We start from the raw sequence: 25,108 nt of genomic DNA, 5'->3' as shown, positions 1-25,108 counted from the left end.
ATTGGTTGATTTTATGGATAAATAATCGTTCAGCCTCACTACGCCCTATTATTAATACGTCGCAACAAACCGCTTAATACCGTACCTGGACCAATTTCCTGAAATTGCATATTAGGCTTAGTCTGCAAATAGTCAATGGTTTTAGTCCATAGTACCGGTTGCGCTATCTGTTGAATTAAATTATTTTTAACCACTGCCGGATGATAGGGAGCCGCATCGACATTGGCAATCACCGGGAGGCTTGGAGTAGCGAATTCAATATCGTGCACAAACTCCGCAAAGGCTTGCTGGGCACCCAACATATAAAGCGAATGAAACGCGCCACTTACTGAGAGCGGGATAAAGGAAACCTTGTCCATTCCCGCAAACAGAGGCTGTGCCCGTTGAATATCCGCCTGAGGGCCTGAAATAACCATTTGCTGATAAGAATTATAATTAGCGATCCTGATTCCTGATAGCCCTTGCTCATCAAGTAAGGCAGTCAACTCTTGGTCGCAGAGTCCAACCACCGCAGCCATGGCTCCCCCCTGCATTTGACTCATTAACTCCCCACGCTTTTTAACCAAAGCCAAACCGGTGACAAAATCAAAAACACCAGCGGCAAATAGCGCATTATATTCACCCAAACTATGCCCGATCACATAATCAGGCTTAGGTTGACCGTCCGCTAATGTCTTTAAATAAGAAAAGGCATTAACGACATAAAGTGCTGGCTGCGTATATTGAGTGTTATTAAGCTGTTGCTGTGTATCCTCTAGGCATAAAGCCCGTATGGAATAGCCCAGCAAAGCATCTGCTTGAGCCGTGTACTCAGGAAATTGCTCAAATAAATCCTGACCCATTCCCCGTTTTTGTGAACCCTGCCCAGGAAACATATAAGCCAGCATTAGATAACTCCATCTTTTAACAGCTTAATAATAACGGCGATTTCCTCCGACATCGGCCGGCAATGCTCTATAGTTGGCGAATATTGGCGAATTACCTGATAGATGGATTGAGCCTTCTTACCGGCTTTTTCAATGCCTCGTAACTCCAAGGCTTGGCTTGCTGCCAAGAATAAAATTGCGGTAAGCCGTTCTAAATTAGCCACGGACTCTTGAAAATCCAGGGCGGCATGGGTTCCCAAGCTATTTACATCTTGGTTATCCCCTTCGGTCGGCAGGGTATAGGCTTGATGCGACTGCGCCAATTTACGATTTTGTACCGCTAAAGCAGCAGATAAAAGCTGCATAGAACGGAATCCATTGTGCTTGCTGGGATTAGGAACCAGATTCACCGGTAAGTCATGATTTTTACGCGGGTGTACTAAATTGGCCAGTAAAGCATGGATCCACGTTGAGGCCTGGGCAATATTCATTTTCAAAATATCACAGGCATCAGTCACATAGTACCCCATGAAATTGGCGCTATGGTGGATATTTTGTTCGCGCACATCAATAACCGGATTGTCGTTGACCGAATTCATTTCATTTTCAATCCAGACAATGGCACGTTGCAGATTTTCCTGGAATGGACCAAAACCTTGGGGAACCGAACGAATTGAATAATAATCTTGTACTGGCTTATGCGTATAATCGGTTGCCCGTAACTCATCTAAATCCGTTAATAATTGGCTACCTTGCCAAAAATCAATAAAAAACTGATTGATGTCGCATTCACCTACTTGCTGTTTTAATTGATGCACCATGGGATGATAGGCACTATTAATCACCAGTAAGGCTTCTAATGTCATCGCGATTGCAGCGAGCATTTGCTGGAAGATACGTTGTAAATCATGCATTGCGAAACTGGCAATTGCCGTCATAAATGAAGTGCCATTTATCAAGGCCAAACCATCGCGCATTACCGGCTTATACGCCTTAAGCCCCGCGAGTTGAATTGCTTCCGGCGCCATCATCACTTTACCCTGATAGCTTACCGCAACCTCTTCTCCAATTAATGCCGCAGCAATCATCGCCAAAGGAATGAGATCGCCACTGGCACCAATAGAACCATAACAACGCACCACGGGTGTAATTCCCGCATTCAGGAAATCCAAAAGCGCGTTAATTAATTCAGGGTGAACACCGGAATAACCTTGGGCCAAACAATGCGCGCGCAGCATCATGGTTGCCCGCACGATATGGGGGGACACGATGGTTCCTAAACCACAGGATAGGGAGCGTATAATGTTTTCTTGGCGCTCATTAATCTCACTATGGTAATCCATAGCATCAGTTTCTTTAATGGCTGCGTCAATATAACGAACCTGATCACCAAAGTTGGTATTGACTCCATAAATAGGTACGCGAGAATCAACATGAACCTTTAAAAATTGATATGCTGCATCAACCGATTGCGCAGCCTGTAATGATAAAGCGATTGAGGTCGTTTGCTGAGTTAAAAGCAGGGAGGACGCCATTGTTAATCGACATCCATTCCCAATGGTAATCAACGTCTTATCCGCTTTAAGCTTATCTTGAACATGCACTGATTGTAACTGTTCCATTTCGTTAGTAACTCCTGTCGTCTTTAACCAAAGAGACCCCTAGTTTGTACCCTTTTAGACGCTTTTTCAATTAAAGATTGAATGTCAGGTAAACGAAAAATAAAAAAAGTTCTGCCTCGCCCCAGGAGATGATATTTCCAGGCAATGCACTCAGGATGACGCGATCTTCTTTGCCAAGACACTATTCTTATGACTATAAATAAAATAAATAACCAAGCCCATAGTCATCCAAATGACAAAACGCAGCAAGGTCACCCACGGCAGGTGAATTATTAAATAAAAACAACTACATACCCCAAAAATCGGCACATAAGGCATCCACGGGGTTTTAAACGGTCGTTCTAATTCTGGGCGTTTATAACGTAAATACAACACGCCAATACAAACGATAATAAAGGCAAATAAGGTACCGATGTTCACTAATTCAGCTAAAACATCAATGGAGACCAAGGCTGATAATACTGCCATGATACAACCGCAAAGCAAAATAATGCGTGCCGGTGTATGGCGGTGTTCGCTGGTGCTGGCAATAGCTATAGGTAACAGGCCATCACGCGACATCGCCAAAATTACTCGCGTTAAGCCATAAAACAATACCAACATCACGGTAGTCAAACCGGCAATTGCCCCTACGCTAATCAATCCTGCAGCAACTTTGTAACCGAGGTGTAATAAGGCATGGCTTATTGGGGAGGCCACATTTAAGGTAGCGTATGGAGCAATCCCTGTGAGCAATCCCGCAACAATGATGTATAAAACGGTACAAATCACCAAAGAGCCAATGATGCCTCGAGGCATATCGCGTTGTGGATTAATCGCCTCTTCTGCCGCCGTAGATACCGCATCAAAACCAATATAGGCAAAAAATATTAAGGCTGCTCCGTCGATCACCCCAGTCCAGCCAAAAGGAAGAAAAGGTGACCAATTTTCCACCCGTACCTCTCTAGTGGCGATGATGATAAATAGGAGAACCACTAATAATTTGATGGTTACAATAAGATTATTCATTCGCGAACTGGATTTTACTCCCGCAATTAATAATGCAGCTAAGCAAGCAATGATAAACACCGGAGGTAAATTTAAAATACCCCCATAAGCCGGTCCCTGCAAAAGTACGGGGGGAAGATGAATTTTAATGGCCATGAGGAAATCATTAGCATAACTGCCCCAGCCAACGGAAACTGCGGATACCGAAATGGCATATTCCAACAGTAAATCCCAGCCTACAATCCAGGCAATTAACTCGCCAAAACCAGCATAAGCATAACCATAAGCACTTCCACAACCACCAATCATTGCCGCCAGTTCAGCATAAGATAAGGCGGAAAAAATGCTAGCCGCTCCCGCAAGCACATAGGAAAAGACAATTGCCGGTCCTGCTTTAGTTGCAGCAACAATCCCTGTTAAAATAAAAATCCCGGCGCCAATAATCGCCCCTACCCCAAAAAAGATGAGATCAAAGGTCGTCAAACACCTGTTTAAATGCGATTCACTCTCTAATGAACTACTAATCTCTTTTTTGCGAAACAAGTCCATGATAGTATGCATCCTGATTTATTATTCTATTGTACACATTGCACTAAGAACTATGCTTTTAATTCTAGCTGAAAGCCTGGTGATAGGTTAAAAATTAAATGAGAAAGTTAGTTATCAGCGTATTAATGCTGTTTTCTTTAAATGCATTTTCTGCTGAAGAAACAGAACATTGCAGCCATTGGCTCAAATTATTTAAGCCCGTTTGTCAACGATTTCACCAAATATGGACTGAAGGTAAAACTGACCTCTACATCTCTGGATACGCATGGCACAACCGCTATACTTATAGCCCTGAGCGTATCCGTGAGAAAAAATATAATGAATTGGCATGGGGGGGCGGATTAGGCAAAGGCTTTTTTGATGAACGCGGCAATTGGCACGGTCTTTATGCTTTTGCATTTCTTGACTCGCATAAAAATGTAGAACCGGTGATTGGCTATGCCCATTTATTTGTGGCCTCGCTCAACCAAAATATTAAAGCGGGATTAGGCTATTCGGTACTGATCACCTCACGCCCAGATATCATGCACAATATTCCATTCCCAGGTGCGGTTCCTTGGGCAGGCTTCTTTATCCATAAAGTATCGCTAAAAGCGGCCTATATTCCAGGCTCTTCAACCAATGGTAATGTGCTTTACCTAGTAGGAACATATACTTTTGACTAGCTAGGGCTTATTTTTTCTTTTCATGATTATGTGCTATGTTTTTAAGAGTAAAACTACCAGGACACATAAAAATGAAATCCTTTGTTGAACAAGCACAGTTTTATGCAACTTATCATCAAAATCTCACTACTCGTTATACACATTTTGCCGGGGTACCACTGATTGTTCTTTCTTTGATGATTTTATTAGGCTTCATCCAAATTATCATTCCTGGAGTATTCACCAGTAACCTTGCCTGGTTCGCGACAATCGCCATTTTAGTTTATTATTTTATCTTAAATTGGCAGTTGGCTTTAGCCATTACCCCGATTATGTTGTTTTTATTATGGATAGCGCATTGGTTTAGTGTCGATGGCCCAACAACCTTGGGTATTTGGGCGTTCATTATTACTTTTGTTGCAGGGTGGGGACTACAGCTTTACGGTCACTACATCGAGGGTAGAAAACCTGCGTTTATGGATAATTTATCGCAACTTTTGATCGCCCCTTTATTTCTGGTTGCGGAGTTGTTTTTCATGGCTGGGTATATGAAATCATTGCAAGTACAGATTTATGGTGGGGTTATGGAAGAGAATAAATTGTAGGGATTTTTAGGTTGGGCCATGGCCCAACCTAAACGTAGTGACAGTCCCTTATGCAAATTGTCGCATTCTAATTTTAAAACAATAATGAATCTTGTGATTCCGTTTAAAATCCTGGTCAATCGTTTGCGCACTAATATCTTGCACCGCATACTTTTCCAGCAATTGTGGATCCAACTTAAACTGACGGAAATTGGTTGAGAAGTACAAAGTCCCATCAGGATTTAATAAGCGCATCGCCTCATTCACCAGTGTCATATGATCGCGTTGAATATCCAAAGTGTCGCTCATCCGCTTTGAATTAGAAAAACTAGGAGGATCTAAAAAGATCACGTCAAAACGATCGCGCGTAATACGCAGCCATTCCCGACAGTCGTATTGGATAAACTGATGGCGCGATAAATCCAAATGGTTTAGACGAAAATTCTCTTCTGCCCAACGCAAATAGGTATTGGATAAATCCACATTCGTCGTCTGTGCGCCAGCAAGAGCCGCATGCACACTTGCCGTCCCGGTATAACAAAAACAATTAAGAAAGCGCATGCCCGGTTTTAAGTTCGCAAAGCTTAAACGAATCGGGCGATGATCTAAAAATAAACCGGTATCTAAATAATCATATAAATTTACTTTAAGTTTCGCCTGACCTTCCGTCACCACCATCGTGTGGTGCGTTTGGCTTAGCTTTTGATACTGCTCACTGCCCTTTTGTTGTTTACGCTGTTTCACCACGACTTTATCTACGGCAAGGCCTAAGGCTCGCGGCACAACCTGCAACACTTCCAAACTGCGGCGCTCGGCTTTATGTGCGGGAACGCTTGCAGGGGGTGCGTACTCCTGGAGTACGGCATGATCGTTATAAATATCAATTGCATAAGCATATTCAGGTAAATCTGCATCATAAACGCGGTAGCACGAAATATGATTTTTTTGCGCCCATTTATTTAAGTGCTTATAATTTTTTTCCAAACGATTAAATAACATTTGCGCGTTTTCAGATAAGGTAGCGCTCATCGCCCCCTTCAATTCATTCGCGCCGCTAATGTCGAAACAATACAATTTACACTCTAAGGCACCGTTATACAGGGTATATTGCTTGTTAGAACGCAAACCAATCGCTTTGGCTAAAATCGGGCTTGAGGTGATTACCGCCGCCTTCCAACCTTGATAATGCTCATGCAAGGCTTGACCTAACTGCTGATATACTGGCACTAATTGGGTGGTATCGCCTAAACGCTCACCATAAGGAGGATTACAGGCTAATAAACCTTTTTCTACAGGTGCTTTAATGTGTTGCATCGCGGTCATGGTAAATTCAACTAAGGGAGCGACACCGGCGCGCTCGGCATTGGCACGAGCAAGTTCTATTGCTTTATGATCCGTATCTGTCCCTAATAATTTAACGGGTAAAGGCTTAACATGTAGCAAGGCATCTGAGCGTAATTTTTCCCATAAAGACTCTTGATGCTGAGTCCAGTATTGCAGCGATTGATCCTGGCGCAATAAGCCCGGAGCAACATGCGTTGCCATCATCGCCGCCTCGATAACTAAAGTACCCGAACCACAAAACGGGTCATGGAGGGTATATCCTTGGGATGCCAATTCTGGCCATTTAGCACGGATTAATAAGGCTGCCGCCACATTTTCTTTAATGGGGGCCTTACCTGATTGAGTTCGATAACCACGTTGATGTAGGCTATATCCAGTTAAATCCAAGCTCACCGTAACTTCATCATTTTTCAAATAAGCATGTATTAATATCTGTGGGTTTTCTTTATCAATCGAAGGACGCTCGCCGTTCAACCGACGAAAATGGTCAACGATTCCATCTTTAACTACTTGCCCACCAAACATGGTATTGCGGATATGCTCCGAACTACCATGAAACTCTATCGCCATCGTTTTTTCTGGAGAAAAAACCGTCTGCCAATGAAAATTCGTACACAATTGATGCAGTGCTTGTTCGTTGCCGCCATAACCGCTAAACAGAATAAGTTGCACGCGGTTGGCAATACGTGACCATAGGCATAATTGGTAAATTACCGTGAGACTGGCTTCGCCATAGACCCCTTGCGGGCTAACTCGAGTTACCACCAAGCCTAAAGCTTTTACTTCTGCCTCGAGTAGATATTCTAATCCACGCGGACAGCTTACAAATAAGGAATAATTCATAGAATGCATGACCTTAAATAGCGAAAAAGAGCTTTGGCAGCACCGGTATTTTTTTCCTTTTGCTGATCATCAACTGCTTTTTTGATTAATTGTCTTAATTGTTGAACTTCTTCTGGATTATAGGCTTCGATAAATTCGGTTAACGCGGTCTTGCCTTCGTTAATTAAACGATCGCGCCAGACTTCTACCTCATGAAATGAAGCCGTAACCGAACTTTCTTCCTCGATGATGCGCTCATAGGCCTCAAGAATTTCTTCATGATCAGCTGCACGCATCAACTTACCAATCAACTGCGCCTGCCTTCTTTTCGCACCATGGCTTTTAATGGCTTTCGCATCAACAATTGCTTTATAAAGATTATCTGGAAGAGGTAATAAATCCAGCTTAGCCAAACTAAGATCGATAAACTTTACACCTATTTTTTGTAAAAAATCGGCATCTCTTTTTTTCTGTGATTTACTGACTGGCTCATCCATAGTACATACTTTTTTTAATAAAATGGGGACTAATTATACTATATACCCAAGCGACTCCAAAATGCTTGTTGCGCTTGGGTATATAAAAGGGATCATTCAGCAGCCGCGAGCGGTGCAGAAGCACTAACAACCACATAGCGTTTGCTAGCCCGGTTACGCAAATAAGTGCGCATAACTGACTGAAGATTATAAATAAGGATACATAAGAGCAATAAATGCAACCAGGTAACTGTTAAATGCATAAATACAGGGATGATCATTAAAACCCCAAGACATCCTGCGAGACTTAATACCAAGGTTTTCTTTAACGGAATTTTATCTTGTTGTAAAAAGACCAGGGTAGTTAAGGGCTGCTGCATTGCTCCAGCGGTGGTCATAATGGGGAAGGCAACGGCTGGAGAAACGTTCATCAAAAACAATACGCCCTGTACCATCACAAATAAACCAACGCCGACTGACGTTAAAGCACCACACACCATCAAGGCAAAAAAGCCGATAACTAATTTCCAGGAATGTAGGGCTGTTAATTCACCGCCGATGGGAAGCAATCGGTACTGATGCGATATTAATAAAAAGATTATTAAGGAAAAAGCACAGATCATGGCCAAACGCACAGCTTGTTTGCTCAGACGACTCATCACAAAGCCACCCAATAAACCACCAACACAGGTCCCGCCAACCAGAGTCAGCAAAGTGGTCATATCCACATTAATTAATTGCATGAAAAACAAGGATTCTATTGTTCCTGGAATTACTTGAGCACCATTATTCACCGCGGGCATTTCATCATCACGAAAAGTACCCATTAATTTAGCCAGGGCGATATTAACCGCAAAACTACCGACACCGATGGTATCCGCAATAAAGGCAATAATGCCACTCACCGTAAGCTTCAAATATTGGCCAAAAGAGAGTGGTTCTGCAGGTTGGCGATAAGCTTTAACCACCATCACCCCAACACAAATCAAGGTTAATACTAATATACCCAAGATAATCAAAAAGTTAGCCATTCCATTCCTGATTGAAAAAAGAGAAAATTAAATAAAAATAGAGCGTTATTATACACTAAAGTTTGGCTAGCAGACAGCGCTTAGATCAAAAACAAACCGTAATGAGCCATAAGTAGGCGGGCCTTGCTCTGTATTTCTACGTCCCGCGGCACAAACCTCAGGACGTAGACAGAGATGAGATAAAAATATAGCCACAACCGGGCCATTACTTAAAGAGCGCAAGCTGTGGTTGCAACCCCAACCTGACCAAACACTGTTTTCACCATATGGGTATCTACCGCTAAATCATGTGCTGCGTAAAGTACTCCGCAAGCACCTTGTGCAAAGTTAGTAGTTGGAGTCCAATACTTACTGTTGGCAATCACCATCACATGATAGGCTTTTTTAATGCCGATATTTTTCGCCATTAAGTAAAAAGCCTTATTAAATACACCGCTGGCTGTATGCACAATAAAACTCTGTTGGTTTTGCGGTCCAGGAATATTCTCCTGAGCAAAATTCACCACATCATCATAGCTAATCGCACAATAAGCACCATTACTTTGCGCCAAACCTTTGTCCATACAATCAGCAGAGCTTCCATCTGAGGAGGGATAATCCATGAAGCGCAAGGCCTTGCCAATCTCGTCGCGCATGATGGTTTCGCCTATTCCCCAGGTGATCACATCCGCATCCAAATATACTTTCTTGTACAGCTGTGGCACTGTTTCCAATAAATAAGCACGTGCAGCCTGGCCCCCCATATCCGATAAGGATTCATTCAAGGCGCCTGATTGATCATAATACTCAAGGTTAGAATGCTGCTCGGTAAAACCATGGGTTACTTCATGACCGGCTACATCCAAAGACACCAAAGGATACATCTCGGCGCCATCACCAAAGGACATGGATTGTCCATCCCAAAAGGCATTATCGTAGCTTGAACCAAAATGCACGCGCATGACCAATTGACTCGGTGAGCCATCGGGTTTCTGCAAGGCATTTACCCCATACCAATCACGGTACATGTTCACAATGGTATGGCCAAAATAATACGCATCATTACGGGGAGAAAAGGCGCCATTGATGTATTCTTCTTGGTTATTGTTACATTGATAGCTAAACGGGGTAGAAATCATGCTACCCCAGTCCCAAGCGAAATCCAGGTTAACTAATTTCACCAGGGGGGATTCCATAGTACATACAGTCCCCTCTTGTTGCACTTCTAATGCCGGTAAACCCTCTTTGCCGTACCAGTACTCATGAACTTTTTCATTACCTCCGGGGCCAATGTCAGCAAAATTCTTAACATTATTCCATTGTTTTATAAGCTCCCCAGTTTGAGCATCAACGAGGAAAAATGGCCAGGCAGGTTTGGCATTGGTTTCAGTACTCTTAAAAGAAACCTGATATACCAACTTTAATTCCGTATCTGACTGCGCACGAATTTGCAGCTCAATTTGCTCGGATTGTATTGGGGTTTGGGGATTAAAATTAAGCCAGGATTTTTTGGCGATTTCGAGTGCCTGCTGTTTGCTTAGGGCAGGCTGAGTATTAAGTTGGATGTGATCTAAAAGCTGTCCATTCACTTGGGCATTGCTGTTGGTTAAACTCTTTTGATTTGCGCCTGTGCTAATCATCACTTGCGCTCCCACTAACGGTATGCCGTGATATAACTGTTGATAACGCGTAATAATTTGTGAGTTGTCTTTGGTTTGGTTTACTTCTTGTAAAACACTATTATTGGTGGTGTCTAGAGTAGCATTGCTCATGGCACGAGCGACCATTTTTTTTGCCCCTTGCTTAAAGGGAAAATGCTTTAAATTACTTAATGGGGCATGATATAAATTTACAGTTTCCGTTGCAAAGGCATCGGTAGCACAGCAGACCAATGTGATTCCAAGGAGTTTTTTTAACATAAACCTTCCTCATTAACTACATTTTGAACATAATGCCACAAAAACGCTCTAAGCGCAATTAAGGATGATGATGTTTCATACTAAATTTATTTCCCTGTGTACAGGTTTTGTGCGCGCTGAGTTTAGCAAGCCATGCGGGCGCTGTTGAGCGCTATATGCAGCAAAAACTGGAAGCAAAGAACCACTTCAAAACCGTGGCAACAACCCAGCAATACACCTTCCGATCATAGCGCTCCAGCATCTTCTGTGCCAGTAATGGCAATCGATGTGCCAATGGTTGGCACATCCGTAGGAAATCCTGATTGCAGGCAATCGGCCACATCTTAAAACCGGCCTTGGCGAAAATCTTCCAATGCTTGCATGACCTCTGCAGGCGTATTCATAACAAAAGGACCATGACGCGCGATCGGTTCATGCAACTTCGCCGCAGCGATCAGCAAACATTGGCTATCTTTTTCAGCGGTCAGGGTTAACACTTCTCCTACGCCCAGTTTGGCTAATCCACCTTGAGGTATCGATTGTTCACCAATCAAAACTGCTCCGGAAATGACTAATAATACGGCCTGGTAATCTGCAGAAATATGTTGGCGAATGCTACTTCCTAGAGGTAGGCTAATATCAAAAAATAAAGGAGCCGTTGCAATATCGGTAATTGGTGAAGTAGTTCCTTTGTCGGTAGTACCTGCAAGCACTTTAATTACCGCCCCAGAATCATGATGCTCTAAAGGCAAGTCCGCGCTTTGCCGCTCTTGATAACGAGGCTCACGCATTTTTTCCGCAGCAGGTAAATTCAACCACAGTTGCAGGCCCGTTAAGCGCCCATGCTCTGCTGAAGGCATTTCCGAATGCACAATTCCCTTACCCGCAGTCATCCATTGCACATCTCCAGGACCAATAGTTCCTTTATGCCCCTTATTATCTTCATGAGTAATGCTCCCATCGAGCAAATAGGTTATGGTTTCAAATCCGCGATGAGGGTGCGGGGGAAAGCCAGCCATAAAGTCCATAGGATTACTACTGTCAAAATAATCAAGTAAAAGCAAAGGCTCAAATTCATCCGTCCGCTCAATACCGATGTAGCGATGCAACTTAACGCCTGCGCCTTCACGGACCATCATGCCATAAGTTAATCGCTCTACTTTAATATCACGCATGGCGCCACCTCCTAATGAAATCAACAATCCCGGTTCAACAGAAAATTGATTTTTATTGGGCTGCCTAATTTAAGCATAGTTCAAAAAAAAACGTTTTCCCACCGTGGCATTTTCTAGATGGATGCAGTGCATACAAAATTCAAGGCTTGGTTTAAATGGCTTTGGCTAAAGAAAAAGGCATCCAGAATATTCTGGATGCCTTGACATGGAAATAATCGACAGAAAGATTATTCTTCGTCATGACAGCTTTTAAATTTCTCTGCCATTTTCTCTTCCATTTTTTTCATCATACCTTGTAATTGAGCTTTTTGTTGATCATTAAGCACTGCATAAATTTGATTTTTAGCAGTAACTTTAGCGTTGATCATATCGCCAAGAAGCTTAGTCTTTTTATCAATTAAAGCACTCACCGCAGATTGGTCCATATTTGGTGAACTAGCTTGCTCATTGATTTGTTTACTTAAATCTCTCATCTGCGCCCCACTTTGTTGCATGGTTGATTTCATGCCTTCCAAAATAGGTTTAATTTTTTCCTTTTGTGAATCATCAAGCTTTAAAGACCCCAACATTTGCTTCATGCCTTCGCCACATGCATTATTTGCAAATGCAGTTGGGCAAAGAATTAAAGAAAATGCTAATGCGAGTGTTCCTAAAATTTTCTTGTACATGATTACTTTCCTTAGTTATGTTGAAATCATAGAGAAGTATAGACGCTTATTTGTAAAAAATATTACCTACTTTAAAAAATAGTATTATTTTTTTATAGCGAATTCACTATAATATCCCCATTTTGAAATCCCCTGCTACTAAGGTAAATCATGAATTCACTAATTAAAACATTAATCGCTGCTGCCCTATTAATGACGATAACTACAGCAAGCCAAGCTGATGTGCTACTGCGTGATATTCAAGGGCAGGATATTTCTTTTGCTTCATTGAAAGGAAAATGGGTACTAATTAATTTCTGGGCTGGCTGGTGTAAAACCTGTGTTGAAGAAATCCCTGAACTTAACCGTTTTTACCGCAAGCATGAGCATGATTCAGCCTTATTTGCCGTAAATTATGATGCGCTACCGCTGGATAAACAACATCGATTAATTAGACAATTGAACATCCTATACCCTTCTCTACGTTCCGATCCCTCCTTTGCGTTGGGCTTAGGTGATATTACCGGAGTGCCTGTTACTTTTGTATTTAACCCCAAAGGGGAGTTGGTGAATACGCTCTATGGTGGTCAAGATGTTAGGGCCTTAGAAGAGGCCATGGCGGGTTAAGTCTAATCAAACAAAGATATTTGATAATACGGCTCTTCTTCTACAGGTTGTTGTTGAAAATGCACCCCTAAACCCAGTAAGCGGATAGGTTTAGGATGATGTACGCTAATTCGCTGAAATAATTCCATATAAAATTCCAGATTAGGCTGAGTGCTTTTAATCTCTGCCGATAGAACTTTAAAATCACTGGTTTTGATTTTTATAAACTGATTTTTTATAAATAAACCAGCAGCATGCTCCTGTATACGTAAAATTAAATCCTCATATAACTCACGAATGATAGCTATTGCACGGTCTGGTTCAACAATATCATACAGCAAGGTTTTTTCTACACTCAAGGATTTTCGTACACGATTAGGTTGCACCGGACGATTATCAATTCCGCGTACTTGATAATACAGCTGCTGACCAAACTTCCCAAAATGGTCCGTTAAAAATGACAACGAATATCGATAGAGATCCTTGCAGGTAAAAATGTTTAAGTTGTGTAATTTTTGTTCGGTTACTTTGCCTACGCCAAATAATTTATCAATCGCTAAAGTTTTAACAAAATCATCTACTTGTTCCGGGGTAATCACAAATAAACCATTTGGTTTATGCCAAGCACTGGCAATTTTTGCTAAAAATTTATTGGGAGCTACTCCTGCCGATGCGGTTAGTCCATGTTCTTGAAAAATAGCCTGACGAATAGCTTGAGCCATACGCGTGGCACTGTTTTGATAATCAGGAGAATGAGTGACATCAAGAAAGGCTTCATCTAAAGAGAGAGGTTCCACTAAATCGGTGAAGCGAAGAAAAATGGCATTAATCGACCGAGATACTTCACGATATTTACTCATATTTACAGGCAATACAATTAAATTAGGGCATAAACGCTGGGCTCTTGCCGTAGGCATGGCCGAACGTACCCCATAGTCACGGGCAAGATAATTACAGGTACATAAAACCCCACGTTGATTAGCCAAGCCCCCAACGGCAATGGGTTTATCGCGTAACAAAGGATTATCTCTCATTTCAATAGCCGCATAAAAACAATCCATATCCACATGAATTATTTTTCGTAGTTCTGAAATTTCTGCGTCTATTGGCGTGTTCATAAATAAAATTCGATAAACCAGTTGATCAACTCATAGACATGAAACCATTATTAAATGCAAATCGCTAATTTTATACACATTAAACAAGGATAAGTTTCATGTGCAACGAGAGTAAATAGTGTTTATGCCATCACATTAAAGGTTTTATTACAACGGATAAAAAGAAAGAATTTTTAAGCTATTTTATATCAAAACAGATACCAGAATTCTATTGGTTTTTAAAAGACAGCTACCGACTAAATAGATCCAAAATTTAATGATAAAAAATTTGACGCACATCTGCAAACTCTAGTGCGTACCTACATTACGCCCGATGATAATGACGAACACAGTTTAGCAATCAATATCAATAAGGATCAAGTTAAAAAGGCATTCTTAATTACTTATCAGGAATATCAAAACCAAAAGGGTAAAAAAAGCAGCTTATTATGATGTCTCACTTAAAAATAAGTGTTGTTTTTGTGCCTGAGTAATGCGAATTTTAAGCAGCCAATTGCCCTCATCACTAATCGATTCATTTAAAATCGCCCCAAGCTCATAAAGCTGAGCTCGAAGTTTTGCTTGTGTGGGTTTCAAAAGAATATCCTCAATCAAGATGGCACCATACAACTGGGCACTAATGGCCTCCTTTAATAAATCTAAACCTTGATTAGCCGCCGCAGAAATCCATACCTTGCACCATTCCTGGTTGTAATCAATCTTAGGCACCCAATCTTCTTTCAAGTCAATTTTATTAAACACGTGAATGACGGGAACTTCCAATACCCCCAACTCATCCAATACTTGTTGCACCGAAGACACAGTATCACGCCAATGCGGATCGGAAATATCAATAACATGCAATAATAAATCCGCTTGTTGAGTTTCTTCCAACGTCGCGCGGAAGGCTTCAACTAAATGGTGTGGTAAATCGCGAATAAAACCAACCGTATCCGTCAAGATAACCGGAGAGGAACCCGGTAAACTTAATTGACGCATGGTAGGGTCTAGCGTCGCAAATAATTGATCGGCGACATAAATACTTTCCCCAGTTAAAGCATTAAATAAGGTTGATTTACCCGCATTGGTATAGCCAACCAACGAGACCGTTGGCATGGAGGCTTTACGACGAGCCTGGCGGTTTTGATCCCGACTACAGCGTACTTTTTCTAAGCGTTTATTAATGTATTTAATCCGCTCGCGTAATAGGCGTCGGTCGGTTTCCAACTGGGTTTCACCAGGACCACGTAAACCAATACCGCCCTTTTGACGTTCCAAATGGGTCCAACCACGGATTAAGCGGGTAGATAAATGCTGTAACTGCGCCAACTCAACCTGTAGCTTACCTTCAAAAGTACGAGCGCGTTGGGCAAAAATATCGAGAATGAGACCACTACGGTCAACGACCCGACACGCCAACAAACGTTCTAAGTTACGTTCTTGTGAGGGAGATAATTCATGATTGACCAAAACTAATTCGGCATCCAAAGCGTTAACCAGCTGCGCAAGTTCTTCCGCTTTACCTTTACCAATATAATATTTGGCTTCAGGTGTCGCACGAGTACCTAAGACACAATCAAGTATTTCAGCCTGCGCTGAACATGCCAACTCTTCAAATTCTTGTAATGCCTTTTCAGCATCAACCCCAGGCAGCGCCAATTGCACGAGGATCGCTCGTTCACCACCTTGCGGACGTTCAAACAAAACTTATTCTCCGACAAAAAAGGCCAACTAACCTAAAAAAAGCGAGGAATATTAGTGCAAACCCACTGCTTTTTTTAGGATAAATTGAGGTATCCCAATTTATGTTGTTAAAAAATGCCTAGTCTGCCACAGTTCCCTCGCTTCCACCAGTTCCATCCTCGCTAGGAATTTTTACCGCTCTTGATGGTACTACTGTAGATATAGCATGTTTATAAACCATTTGGGTAATGGAGTTCTTTAACATCACGACATACTGATCAAAAGAATCCACAACGCCATGTAATTTAATTCCATTGACTAAAAAAATGGAAACAGGCACCTTTTCTTTACGCAACTCATTTAAAAAGGGGTCTTGTAATAAATGATTTTTAGACATTGCCCACTCCTTGTTGTTATTGTATTTTTAAAAGGCAAAACGTGCATCTAATAACTTATTCGACATTTTCTCTGAAAACTTTAGCTTAAATTCATGACAGCTGTACTTTATTCCGTTACTATAGCTGTACAAATTTAAATCTTGGTTTTTTGGAGATTTAAATGCTTAATGCACGTGCGATCTAAACCACATAAACCTATGTTTTATAAGTTTAGACATAGTTTTTATTTATCGCCAAAGAACTTTAAAATACTTAGGGCCTTTTTGCCCCTAGTTGTAACACTGTAGCGATGTAGGAAACTTTCCAACCATTAACATTAAGGAGATTTAAATGACCTATAGTCGTGTTGAGTTATTAGAACATAAAAAACCTTATGAATTATTTGATGTCGATGCTGGAGACATCTTCGCAGAGCACCAAAATATCTTAGATACAGAACTATCAGAAGATGAACAATTAGAGTTTGCCATTAAGCTTGTAAGCGGCTGCCCACAGGATAAATTAACTGAGCTAAAAAACGCCGCAAAAGCCTTATACTCGCCAATACAAGATAATACCTGTTTTTATTTGGTACTTGACGCAGCCCTACAGGTCAAAATACGTCTTCTCAGCATCCTGGATAACCGAAATACAGAACCTCATGCATTTTTATTAGAAAAAAATACTCCTGACCTGCTGCAACGCTTTAATGATTTAGCATACGAAGTAGTAGAAAAAAATGAAATAGCCATTGCCGAACGCCTCGCATTATTAACGCCAGAAAGTGCCCGCAGCAAGCTAGCCCAAAACATCGATAATATTTTTTCAAAAAGTGCTCTGGCAGAAGAGATCAAGGCCGCTTTTTCCTTTAAACGTAATCTAGAGTGCTTACTCGGTAAGACACCGGAAGTATTTTTTACCGATCGCGAGTTTAGCAGAGATAACTGCCTCAAATATTCTACGATGATCGCCAAAGATTTAGCAGGACACGAAGCAGAAATTGGTAGCAAATTGTCGAAGAACGATTTTGAAGTGCGACAGGAAATCCGCCATAAATTAGAACTATTAACTTCATCTGTGTTTAATAGCGCCGACCCATTTCATCTTATAGCTAAGGAAATGAATGCCAAACGTATTTCTATTGGTACCAATAGCAACAGTATGTACGGCACATCCCTAGCGTCCCCGCCAACAACGTCTATTACAAGCACATCTCAAGATACCCAAAGCATTAATAACAGCATATGATTTATTTTTTTAGCCCTATTTTTAAACTTCTTTGCCCTTACATTGTAAGGGCTTCTTACGATCCATAACTGCGGTATAGGAGTATTTGAATGTCCGATAAATTAACCGTGGGACTCGTCCAAGAAAAATGGCACGAGAATCCCAAAGAACACCAAGACACGCTGGAAGCAGGAATTCAAACTGCAGCACAACAAGGCGCCACCGTTGTCTGTCTGCAAGAATTAACCCTAAGCCCCTATTTTTGTACTCGCTCTGATGTCGATGGCACCCCTTATAAGGAAGACATTCATACAGGCCCTACTGCTCAATTCGTCAGCAAAGTCGCTAAGGCCTATAATGTTGCCATTACCTCATCCTTATTTGAAAAAGCAGGCTATAACACGGCCGTGGCTTATAATAATCAGGGCGATCTTATAGCCATAACGCGTAAACAACACATTCCCAGAGGTGAAAAATACCACGAAGATTTTTACTTTAAACCCGGGGACTCAAACTACCCAGTGCATGAAATAGCAGGGCATCGCTGGGGCTTACCAACGTGTTATGATCAATGGTTCCCAGAATTATCCCGCATTTATGGTTTAAAAGGGGCAGAAATATTAACTTATCCTACCGCAATTGGGGGCGAGCCAACTGCACCTGGTTTTGACAGCCAACCCATGTGGCAGAAAGTGATGATTGCCCAAGGAATCATGAGCAATACTTTTGTTATCGCGACCAACCGCATTGGCTGTGAAGACAATCTTGAGTTTTACGGCAGCAGCTTTATTAGTACGCCGATGGGTGAAATTTTAGCGCAAGCACCACGTAATCAACCTGCAGTACTGGTTGCCGAATTAGATTTTAGCCAACGGACATTATGGGGACGCCTATTTCCTTTTGCCCAACAACGTGAACCTGAAACCTATCAAGAGCTCATTAACGCTCGTTAATTTTTTTGGAATTTCAAACCATATGAACAGTAATTCATTAACTGAAACAAATTTATATAATATTGAAAACTGGGGTGAGGGATACTTCCGTGTCAATTCCAAAGGGAATATTGAAATAAGCCAAGCACCTGGAAAAAAAGGGGTGGAACTCCAGGCCATTGTGGATGCCGCTCGTCGAACCGGCCTACATTTGCCCTTATTAATTCGTTGCACCGATATATTGCATGATCGCGTCCATCGTATCTATCAAGCCTTTGCTGATGCCATCGCTGAAAGTGATTATTCCGGATCTTATAAATTGGTTTATCCCATTAAAGTAAACCAAGAGCAAAGTGTGGTCAGAGAGTTATTAAAATCACCCAATAATTCTATTGGCCTGGAAGCAGGCTCAAAACCTGAGCTGATGGCCGTAATTGGCATGCTCAGTAACCAATCAAGCACCATTGTCTGTAATGGTTATAAAGACAGTAGCTATATTCGCACTGCATTAATCGCACAACAAATGGGGCATCAGGTCTTTATTGTTATTGAAAAGAAATCCGAACTGGATATTATTTTAAAAGAATCCGCACGCTTACAAATTAAACCGACCCTTGGGGTACGCATTCGCCTGGTGAGTAAAAGCGCAGGCAAATGGGAAAATAGTGGTGGCTCAAAATCAAAATTTGGCCTTAATGCCAAGCAAGTGCTTGAATTAATTACCCAATTAAAGACGAATAATATGTTGGATTGCTTGCAATTAATGCACTGCCACTTAGGCTCGCAAATTGCCAACATTCACGATATTCGCCATTGCATGCAAGAAGTAGCACGTTATTACGTCGAACTTCGCCAATTAAATGCACCAATCAATACTATTGACGTAGGTGGCGGACTTAGTGTGGATTATGAAGGAACGCGCTCAAATAAAGGTTGTTCGATGAATTACAACCTCAATGAATATGCGACGCATATTTTACTGGCCATAAAACACCTGTGTTTTGATGCGAAAATCCCCGAACCCAACATCATTTCTGAATCCGGTCGTGCCTTAACAGCGCATCATGCCGTGGTTATTGCCGATATTTCAGATATAGAAATGGTTGATAAATACCCAGTATTACCCGGTATTGAAGAAGAAGATTCGCACGTGATTCGTGATATTTATGATACCTATCAGGCAATCACCAACAGTTCACCAATCGAAATCTATAACTATGCGGTACACTCACTGCACGAAGCACACTCCCTATTTAAACATGGGGTAATTAGCATGCAGGAGAAAGCAAAGGTTGAATCTTTTTATACCAATATTTGCATGGAACTCAAAGAGCGCTTAACGGAGGATAATCCCAGTGAGCAAGCCTTGTTATTAAAAATCAATGAAGATATGGCGGTAAAAATATTTTGTAATATTTCCTTTTTCCAATCCATTCCCGATGCTTGGGCTATTGGGCAAATTTTCCCCATCGCTCCGATTTCGCAACTGGACGTAGCCCCGGAAATGCACTGTATCTTACAAGATTTAACTTGTGATTCGGATGGTACGATTAAAGAATATTTAGGTAGCTCTCGGGTAAATTCAACGTTAATGCTGCCCCCTTATGACAACAACAACCCCTATGCGCTAGGATTTTTCTTAGTGGGCGCTTACCAAGAAATTTTAGGTAATTTGCATAATTTATTTGGGGATACAAATTCATTAGACGTCGAGCTTTTTGATGACGGCAGCTTTGAATTAAATGATTTAGTCAGTGGGGATACGGTCACTAACGTACTGGATTTGGCTCATTTTGATACTAAGAAACTGAGTCAATCCTATGAAAAACAACTTATCCAAGCTGGGCTATCTCGAGAAAAAACCTTGTTTTATCTGAATGAATTAAGAAGTGTTTTTTCCCAACTAACCTATCTTGATGCTGAGCATACGGAGTAACAAATAATGACACCAAAACAAAGTGGTTTTTTTATGCCTGCAGAATGGCACCCACATGAGCAATGCTGGATGGCTTGGCCCTGTCACGTTGAGACATGGTCTAAAATAGGCTTAGATAAAGCACGCAAGGCCTATGCGCTGGTAGCCAATTCAATCGCCCAATATGAGCCGGTAACCATGCTCGTAAATCCAGGAGATGAGGACTTAGCCAAAGAGTTATGCAAGGATAACGTAAGTATTCAAACCTTACCGATTAATGACTCCTGGACTCGCGATACAGGACCTACTTTTTTGTTGAATAAGGAGCATAAATTAGCAGGGGTAAACTGGATTCATAATGCATGGGGTGGGAATTATGCAGATTGTGCATTGGATAATAAAATCTCAGCTGCCGTCATTAGTAAAACTAAGGCTTTATCTTTTTCTGCTCCCTTGGTGATGGAAGGAGGCTCCTTTCATGTTGATGGCGAAGGCACTATTTTAACGAGCCGTGAATGTTTACTTAACGAAAACCGTAATCCACAACGCAGCCAACAAGAAATAGAACAGTATCTATTTGATTTTCTTGGCGCCAAACAAATTATTTGGTTAAACAAAGGATTACTAGGTGATGAAACCGATGGCCATATCGATGAAATAGCCTGCTTTATCGCCCCAGGCAAGGTTCTTTGCCTGATTACTCACGATAAAGAAGATCCAAATTATGCAACCTTGCAAGAAAATATGGAGATTCTTAAAGCGGCAACGGATGCCCAAGGACGAAAATTAGAGGTTTATACCATCGAGCAGCCACCAGCAACCTACATGCACGGTGAACGATTGACTTTATCCTATATCAACTTCTATTTAGCTAATAATGGTATTGTGATGCCCGCTTTTGGCTATGAGGCTCAAGATAAAGCTGCTTATGAATTATTCACTAAGCTCTATCCCAATCATCATATAAGCCAAATCGATGCCTTGGATGTATTTGCTGGCGGTGGTGGTATTCACTGCATCACACAACAACAACCTAAATCCGCGTAATGGCATTAAGGTAGCGCCATTAGCCATAGGCGCTACCTTAATGATCGCTCTCACCCAAGAAAACTCAAGATAGTACAATCACCGCAAGCTTAAAGGCAAGACAATATCCCTCACTCTTTGAGAAATATCTTACATTGTGCTGCTCCAACGGCCCAATGACAATAAGCACAGACAGGTTATACTTAAAGCTCAAAGGGATGACATGGATATGTCTGACAGGATGTCAAAATTAAAGGGACAAGTACATGGATTGTACTTCGCTGCATGGAGGCAGCACTGTTCTTTTGCCCCCACCTTTTTCCTACCGTGCATGTGTACCTAATTGCGCCAAACGTTTTGCAATGACTAACTGGATATTATCACGAGCTTTAGGCGGAAAATATTGATACGCATCAAAAAAATCATGTGCATTAATTGACAGAAATTTACATGCCGTGATTGTACTTACACGCGCCGTTCTGGGAATACGTCGTAAAATGGCGATTTCCCCGAATACATCTCCAGGCCCCAGTGTGTTAACGCGTCTGCGCCCTACATTAATATCTTTTACTGAAACCAACATCTGGCCTTCAATAACAATATAAAGCTTATCCCCTATTTCACCCTGCTCGATGATGATTTCTTCAGCAGGGCAACGGGTGACCACACTTTTATCAGCCAGCATTTTCTGTTCCACAATTCCTATGCCGGAAAAAATATGCGCATTATAAATAGCCTTAAGCACATCAGACTGTCCTGAACCGGTGAAATCCATAAGCACCACCTTTAACTTATTAATATGTTTCTGTTTTTCTATTAGTTTAGTATATTTTTTTTAACAATAGAGAGTAATTTATTTGTATTTTGCATTTATACGTAATTTAATGTACCTGAACAATTATTAATCATCTGGCAGTGATGGAATTATTAACCTGTTAGCTCGCAACCAGGTTTTTCTTAGTACTAAGGCGGGATACTGATACAAAAAAATGTAACCCGGTTGCAAGCAACCAGGTTACATCATTTAAGCTCTCACAGTAGAACTACACATCGATATTTCCTGCCTCCAAGGCATTCATTTCAATAAAGTCTCTTCTGGGTTCCACATTATCGCCCATCAAGGTGGTGAATATGGCATCCGTCGCCACCGCATCTTCAATAGTTACTTGCAGCATACGTCGCACATCAGGATCCATCGTTGTTTCCCACAGCTGATCGGGATTCATCTCACCAAGCCCCTTATAACGCTGAATGGTTTGGCCTTTTTTCGCTTCATCCATTAACCAGTCTAAAGCCTGTTCGAAATTTTCAACTGATTGTTCTTTCTCACCACGCTTAACAAAGGAGCCCTCTTCCACCAAACTAGCTAATTTAGTGCCTAAAGAAACCATTTCCTTGTAATCTTTAGAGTAGAAAAACTCAGCATTCATTAAGATATAATGATCCATTCCATGCTGTGTCATCGTAATTCTTGGCACAAATAGATTGCTTTCTGGTAAGGCATGAGACGCTACTTGATAATGTTCCGTTTTATTATCAAGTTGTTGCAAGCCAAGATGTAATTGTTTGCACCAATTTGCAATTTTTTCTTCCTTGTTAAAGTCTTCATTATGCAAGACAGGAAGGTAAGCAACGCGCTTCAGGATATCGCTAGGATATCTACGTTTATAGCGTTTAATAATTTTCTCAACGCGTCTAAACTGCTGAACGAGTTCTTCCAAAGCTACAGCCATAATCGGTGGAGATTCTTTTGAAGGATAAAACGCCGCTGAATCCAGAGCACTTTGAGTTAAGTAATCAAATAAGGCCTCATCGTCTTTCACATACTGTTCTTGCTTTCCACGTTTCACTTTATATAGGGGTGGCTGAGCAATATAAATGTAGCCACGCTCTAAAAGCTCCGGTGTTTGTCGATAGAAAAACGTAAGTAATAAGGTACGAATATGTGAACCGTCAACGTCCGCATCGGTCATGATGATAATGCGGTGGTAACGTACTTTATCTGGATCGTACTCATCTGGGCCAATACCACAACCTAGGGCAGTAATTAAGGTAGCAACTTCTTGAGAAGCAAGCATTTTATCAAAACGTGCTTTTTCAACGTTTAGGATCTTACCTTTAAGCGGCAAAATTGCCTGGAATTTTCGGTCGCGCCCTTGTTTAGCTGAACCACCCGCAGAATCGCCCTCCACTAGGTATAATTCAGATAAGGCAGGATCTTTTTCCTGACAGTCTGCCAACTTCCCAGGCAAACCAGCAATATCCAATGCCCCTTTACGACGAGTCATTTCACGTGCTCGACGCGCTGCTTCGCGCGCTCTCGCGGCATCAATAATTTTACCCACAATGGCTTTCGCAATTGCTGGGTTCTCTAAAAGAAAATCATTCAATTTTTCTGAAACGCTGGATTCAACTACTGATTTCACTTCAGATGAAACCAACTTGTCTTTGGTTTGTGAAGAAAACTTTGGATCAGGTACTTTTACCGATAAAACTGCGGTTAAGCCTTCGCGAGCATCATCACCAGTAGGTGAAACTTTAGCTTTTTTGGCATAGCCTTCAGCTTCAATGTAATTATTTAATGTACGCGTTAAAGCCGCTCTAAAGCCTGCCATATGCGTTCCCCCATCACGTTGAGGGATGTTATTGGTAAAGCAATATAGTGTTTCTTGGTAAGAATCATTCCACTGCATTGATAATTCAACAGTGATGTTTTCTTTTTCAGCTATCATAGAAAAGACAACTGGAGTAATTACCGTTTTATTTTTATTTAAATGTTCTACGAAAGCTTGAATTCCCCCTTCATAATGGAAGGTATCTTGTCTTTGTGAGCGCTCATCAAATAAATGAATGCATACACCTGAGTTTAGATAAGATAATTCGCGTAAACGCTTCGCTAAAATATCATAGTGGAACTCAATATTAGAAAAAGTTTCCGCACTGGGCTTAAACCAAATCATGGTTCCAGTATTGCTGGCATCGCCAGTTATGGCGATCGGTGCATCTGGCACCCCATTACGATAGTGTTGCTCGTGGGTTTTGCCATGACGGCGCACAGTTAGGTGCAATTCTTCGGATAAAGCATTTACTACCGAAACACCCACTCCGTGTAAACCACCGGAAACCTTATAGGAGTTATCATCAAACTTACCGCCTGCGTGCAAAATCGTTAAAATTACTTCCGCAGCAGAACGTCCTTCTTCCTTATGAATATCTACAGGGATTCCACGCCCATCGTCTTTTACTGTAACTGATTCATCTGAATGAATGGTGACAAAAATCTCTTTACAATAACCTGCCAACGCTTCATCAATAGAGTTATCTACTACCTCAAAAACCATATGATGTAAACCAGTGCCATCATCAGTGTCACCAATATACATTCCAGGTCTTTTTCTTACTGCATCTAACCCTTTTAGGACTTTAATATTACTTGAATCATAACTGGCATCAACGCTCATTAGAAGGTCCTCTTAAACCCTTATTACATGGCCCCTATGATAGCATATTTCGCTTGTATTTTGCATGTATTTGGCTTATTCCACAGGGTAAGAGCGTCAAAGTTTAAAAACCTAACAACCTTTCTCTATAATGGTCATATAAATTAGCTTTTCTCCTTTT

At 41.4% G+C, this 25,108-nt stretch carries 21 protein-coding genes; 7 read left to right on the top strand and 14 right to left on the bottom strand.

Annotation, left to right across the window (positions count from 1 at the left end):
- Positions 1-38 precede the first annotated feature (38 nt).
- From fabD to ACQY7T_RS06845, 3 genes are all read right to left on the bottom strand, one after another.
- Positions 39-887 (bottom strand): ACP S-malonyltransferase, encoded by an 849-nt coding sequence (gene fabD / locus ACQY7T_RS06855; protein ID WP_428412210.1) that lies wholly within the window; start codon positions 885-887, stop codon positions 39-41.
- Positions 887-2,488: an HAL/PAL/TAL family ammonia-lyase gene (locus ACQY7T_RS06850; RefSeq protein ID WP_428412209.1), complete on the bottom strand. Its 1,602-nt coding sequence runs from the start codon at positions 2,486-2,488 to the stop codon at positions 887-889. The genes fabD and ACQY7T_RS06850 overlap by 1 nt, the downstream gene beginning before the upstream one ends.
- A 150-nt stretch (positions 2,489-2,638) precedes the next feature.
- The gene (locus ACQY7T_RS06845; protein ID WP_428412207.1) at positions 2,639-4,024 is read right to left on the bottom strand and encodes an amino acid permease; all 1,386 of its coding nucleotides are present in this window, start codon (positions 4,022-4,024) and stop codon (positions 2,639-2,641) included.
- Between the two features lie 98 nt (positions 4,025-4,122).
- On the opposite strand from ACQY7T_RS06845, the gene pagP reads away from it, so the two are divergent.
- Both pagP and ACQY7T_RS06835 read left to right on the top strand, forming a co-directional pair.
- A complete protein-coding gene (pagP, locus tag ACQY7T_RS06840; RefSeq protein ID WP_428412206.1) occupies positions 4,123-4,689 on the top strand; it encodes a lipid IV(A) palmitoyltransferase PagP in 567 nt (188 codons plus the stop codon).
- A 71-nt stretch (positions 4,690-4,760) separates the two neighbouring features.
- Complete coding sequence (locus ACQY7T_RS06835; RefSeq protein ID WP_428412205.1) at positions 4,761-5,273, top strand: DUF962 domain-containing protein; 513 nt, start codon at positions 4,761-4,763, stop codon at positions 5,271-5,273.
- 48 nt (positions 5,274-5,321) lie between these two features.
- Here the strand turns inward: ACQY7T_RS06835 and rlmKL are convergent, their stop codons facing one another.
- The 6 genes from rlmKL to ACQY7T_RS06805 all read right to left on the bottom strand — a co-directional run bounded on the left by rlmKL (position 5,322) and on the right by ACQY7T_RS06805 (position 12,645).
- Positions 5,322-7,439 (bottom strand): bifunctional 23S rRNA (guanine(2069)-N(7))-methyltransferase RlmK/23S rRNA (guanine(2445)-N(2))-methyltransferase RlmL, encoded by a 2,118-nt coding sequence (gene rlmKL / locus ACQY7T_RS06830; protein ID WP_428412204.1) that lies wholly within the window; start codon positions 7,437-7,439, stop codon positions 5,322-5,324.
- Positions 7,436-7,915, bottom strand: coding sequence for a ribosome biogenesis factor YjgA (gene yjgA / locus ACQY7T_RS06825; RefSeq protein WP_428412203.1), 480 nt, complete (start codon positions 7,913-7,915; stop codon positions 7,436-7,438). Before yjgA ends, rlmKL begins: the two co-directional genes overlap by 4 nt.
- A gap of 92 nt (positions 7,916-8,007) precedes the next feature.
- Positions 8,008-8,925 (bottom strand): sulfite exporter TauE/SafE family protein, encoded by a 918-nt coding sequence (locus tag ACQY7T_RS06820; protein ID WP_428412202.1) that lies wholly within the window; start codon positions 8,923-8,925, stop codon positions 8,008-8,010.
- Positions 8,926-9,134: 209 nt separating this feature from the next.
- Positions 9,135-10,823 carry a M4 family metallopeptidase gene (locus tag ACQY7T_RS06815; RefSeq protein WP_428412201.1) on the bottom strand — a complete coding sequence of 563 codons (1,689 nt, stop codon included), beginning with the start codon at positions 10,821-10,823 and terminating at the stop codon, positions 9,135-9,137.
- Between the two features lie 323 nt (positions 10,824-11,146).
- Positions 11,147-11,977 carry a pirin family protein gene (locus ACQY7T_RS06810; RefSeq protein WP_428412199.1) on the bottom strand — a complete coding sequence of 277 codons (831 nt, stop codon included), beginning with the start codon at positions 11,975-11,977 and terminating at the stop codon, positions 11,147-11,149.
- 227 nt (positions 11,978-12,204) lie between these two features.
- Positions 12,205-12,645: a Spy/CpxP family protein refolding chaperone gene (locus ACQY7T_RS06805; RefSeq protein ID WP_428412198.1), complete on the bottom strand. Its 441-nt coding sequence runs from the start codon at positions 12,643-12,645 to the stop codon at positions 12,205-12,207.
- Between the two features lie 150 nt (positions 12,646-12,795).
- Here ACQY7T_RS06805 and ACQY7T_RS06800 point away from each other — a divergent pair, with 150 nt between their 5' ends.
- Positions 12,796-13,251 carry a TlpA family protein disulfide reductase gene (locus ACQY7T_RS06800; RefSeq protein WP_428412197.1) on the top strand — a complete coding sequence of 152 codons (456 nt, stop codon included), beginning with the start codon at positions 12,796-12,798 and terminating at the stop codon, positions 13,249-13,251.
- 2 nt (positions 13,252-13,253) lie between these two features.
- Here ACQY7T_RS06800 and dinB read toward each other — a convergent pair whose 3' ends face one another.
- The 3 genes from dinB to hfq form a co-directional block, all read right to left on the bottom strand.
- Positions 13,254-14,324: a DNA polymerase IV gene (gene dinB / locus ACQY7T_RS06795; protein WP_428412226.1), complete on the bottom strand. Its 1,071-nt coding sequence runs from the start codon at positions 14,322-14,324 to the stop codon at positions 13,254-13,256.
- A 450-nt stretch (positions 14,325-14,774) separates the two neighbouring features.
- Positions 14,775-16,031, bottom strand: a complete 1,257-nt coding sequence (hflX, locus tag ACQY7T_RS06790; RefSeq protein ID WP_428412196.1) for a ribosome rescue GTPase HflX — start codon at positions 16,029-16,031, stop codon at positions 14,775-14,777.
- Between the two features lie 118 nt (positions 16,032-16,149).
- Positions 16,150-16,407 carry an RNA chaperone Hfq gene (gene hfq, locus ACQY7T_RS06785; RefSeq protein WP_428412195.1) on the bottom strand — a complete coding sequence of 86 codons (258 nt, stop codon included), beginning with the start codon at positions 16,405-16,407 and terminating at the stop codon, positions 16,150-16,152.
- Between the two features lie 331 nt (positions 16,408-16,738).
- On the opposite strand from hfq, the gene ACQY7T_RS06780 reads away from it, so the two are divergent.
- The 4 genes from ACQY7T_RS06780 to ACQY7T_RS06765 all read left to right on the top strand — a co-directional run bounded on the left by ACQY7T_RS06780 (position 16,739) and on the right by ACQY7T_RS06765 (position 21,508).
- Positions 16,739-17,635: a lpg0008 family Dot/Icm T4SS effector gene (locus ACQY7T_RS06780; protein ID WP_428412194.1), complete on the top strand. Its 897-nt coding sequence runs from the start codon at positions 16,739-16,741 to the stop codon at positions 17,633-17,635.
- Positions 17,636-17,724: 89 nt separating this feature from the next.
- Positions 17,725-18,567 (top strand): carbon-nitrogen hydrolase, encoded by an 843-nt coding sequence (locus tag ACQY7T_RS06775; protein WP_428412193.1) that lies wholly within the window; start codon positions 17,725-17,727, stop codon positions 18,565-18,567.
- A gap of 22 nt (positions 18,568-18,589) precedes the next feature.
- Positions 18,590-20,482, top strand: coding sequence for a biosynthetic arginine decarboxylase (gene speA / locus ACQY7T_RS06770; RefSeq protein ID WP_428412192.1), 1,893 nt, complete (start codon positions 18,590-18,592; stop codon positions 20,480-20,482).
- Positions 20,483-20,488: 6 nt separating this feature from the next.
- Positions 20,489-21,508 (top strand): agmatine deiminase family protein, encoded by a 1,020-nt coding sequence (locus tag ACQY7T_RS06765; RefSeq protein ID WP_428412191.1) that lies wholly within the window; start codon positions 20,489-20,491, stop codon positions 21,506-21,508.
- A 301-nt stretch (positions 21,509-21,809) separates the two neighbouring features.
- On the opposite strand, the gene ACQY7T_RS06760 is transcribed toward ACQY7T_RS06765, so the two are convergent.
- Positions 21,810-22,262 carry a cyclic nucleotide-binding domain-containing protein gene (locus ACQY7T_RS06760; RefSeq protein ID WP_428412189.1) on the bottom strand — a complete coding sequence of 151 codons (453 nt, stop codon included), beginning with the start codon at positions 22,260-22,262 and terminating at the stop codon, positions 21,810-21,812.
- 268 nt (positions 22,263-22,530) lie between these two features.
- Positions 22,531-24,948: a DNA topoisomerase (ATP-hydrolyzing) subunit B gene (gyrB, locus tag ACQY7T_RS06755; protein ID WP_428412188.1), complete on the bottom strand. Its 2,418-nt coding sequence runs from the start codon at positions 24,946-24,948 to the stop codon at positions 22,531-22,533.
- Between the last annotated feature and the right edge of the window lie 160 nt (positions 24,949-25,108).

This window comes from Legionella sp. (genome assembly GCF_965140895.1).
Taxonomy (GTDB): domain Bacteria; phylum Pseudomonadota; class Gammaproteobacteria; order Legionellales; family Legionellaceae; genus Legionella.
The sequence above is the reverse complement of the archived record's forward strand: the minus strand, read 5'-3'. Positions and strand labels throughout refer to the sequence as shown.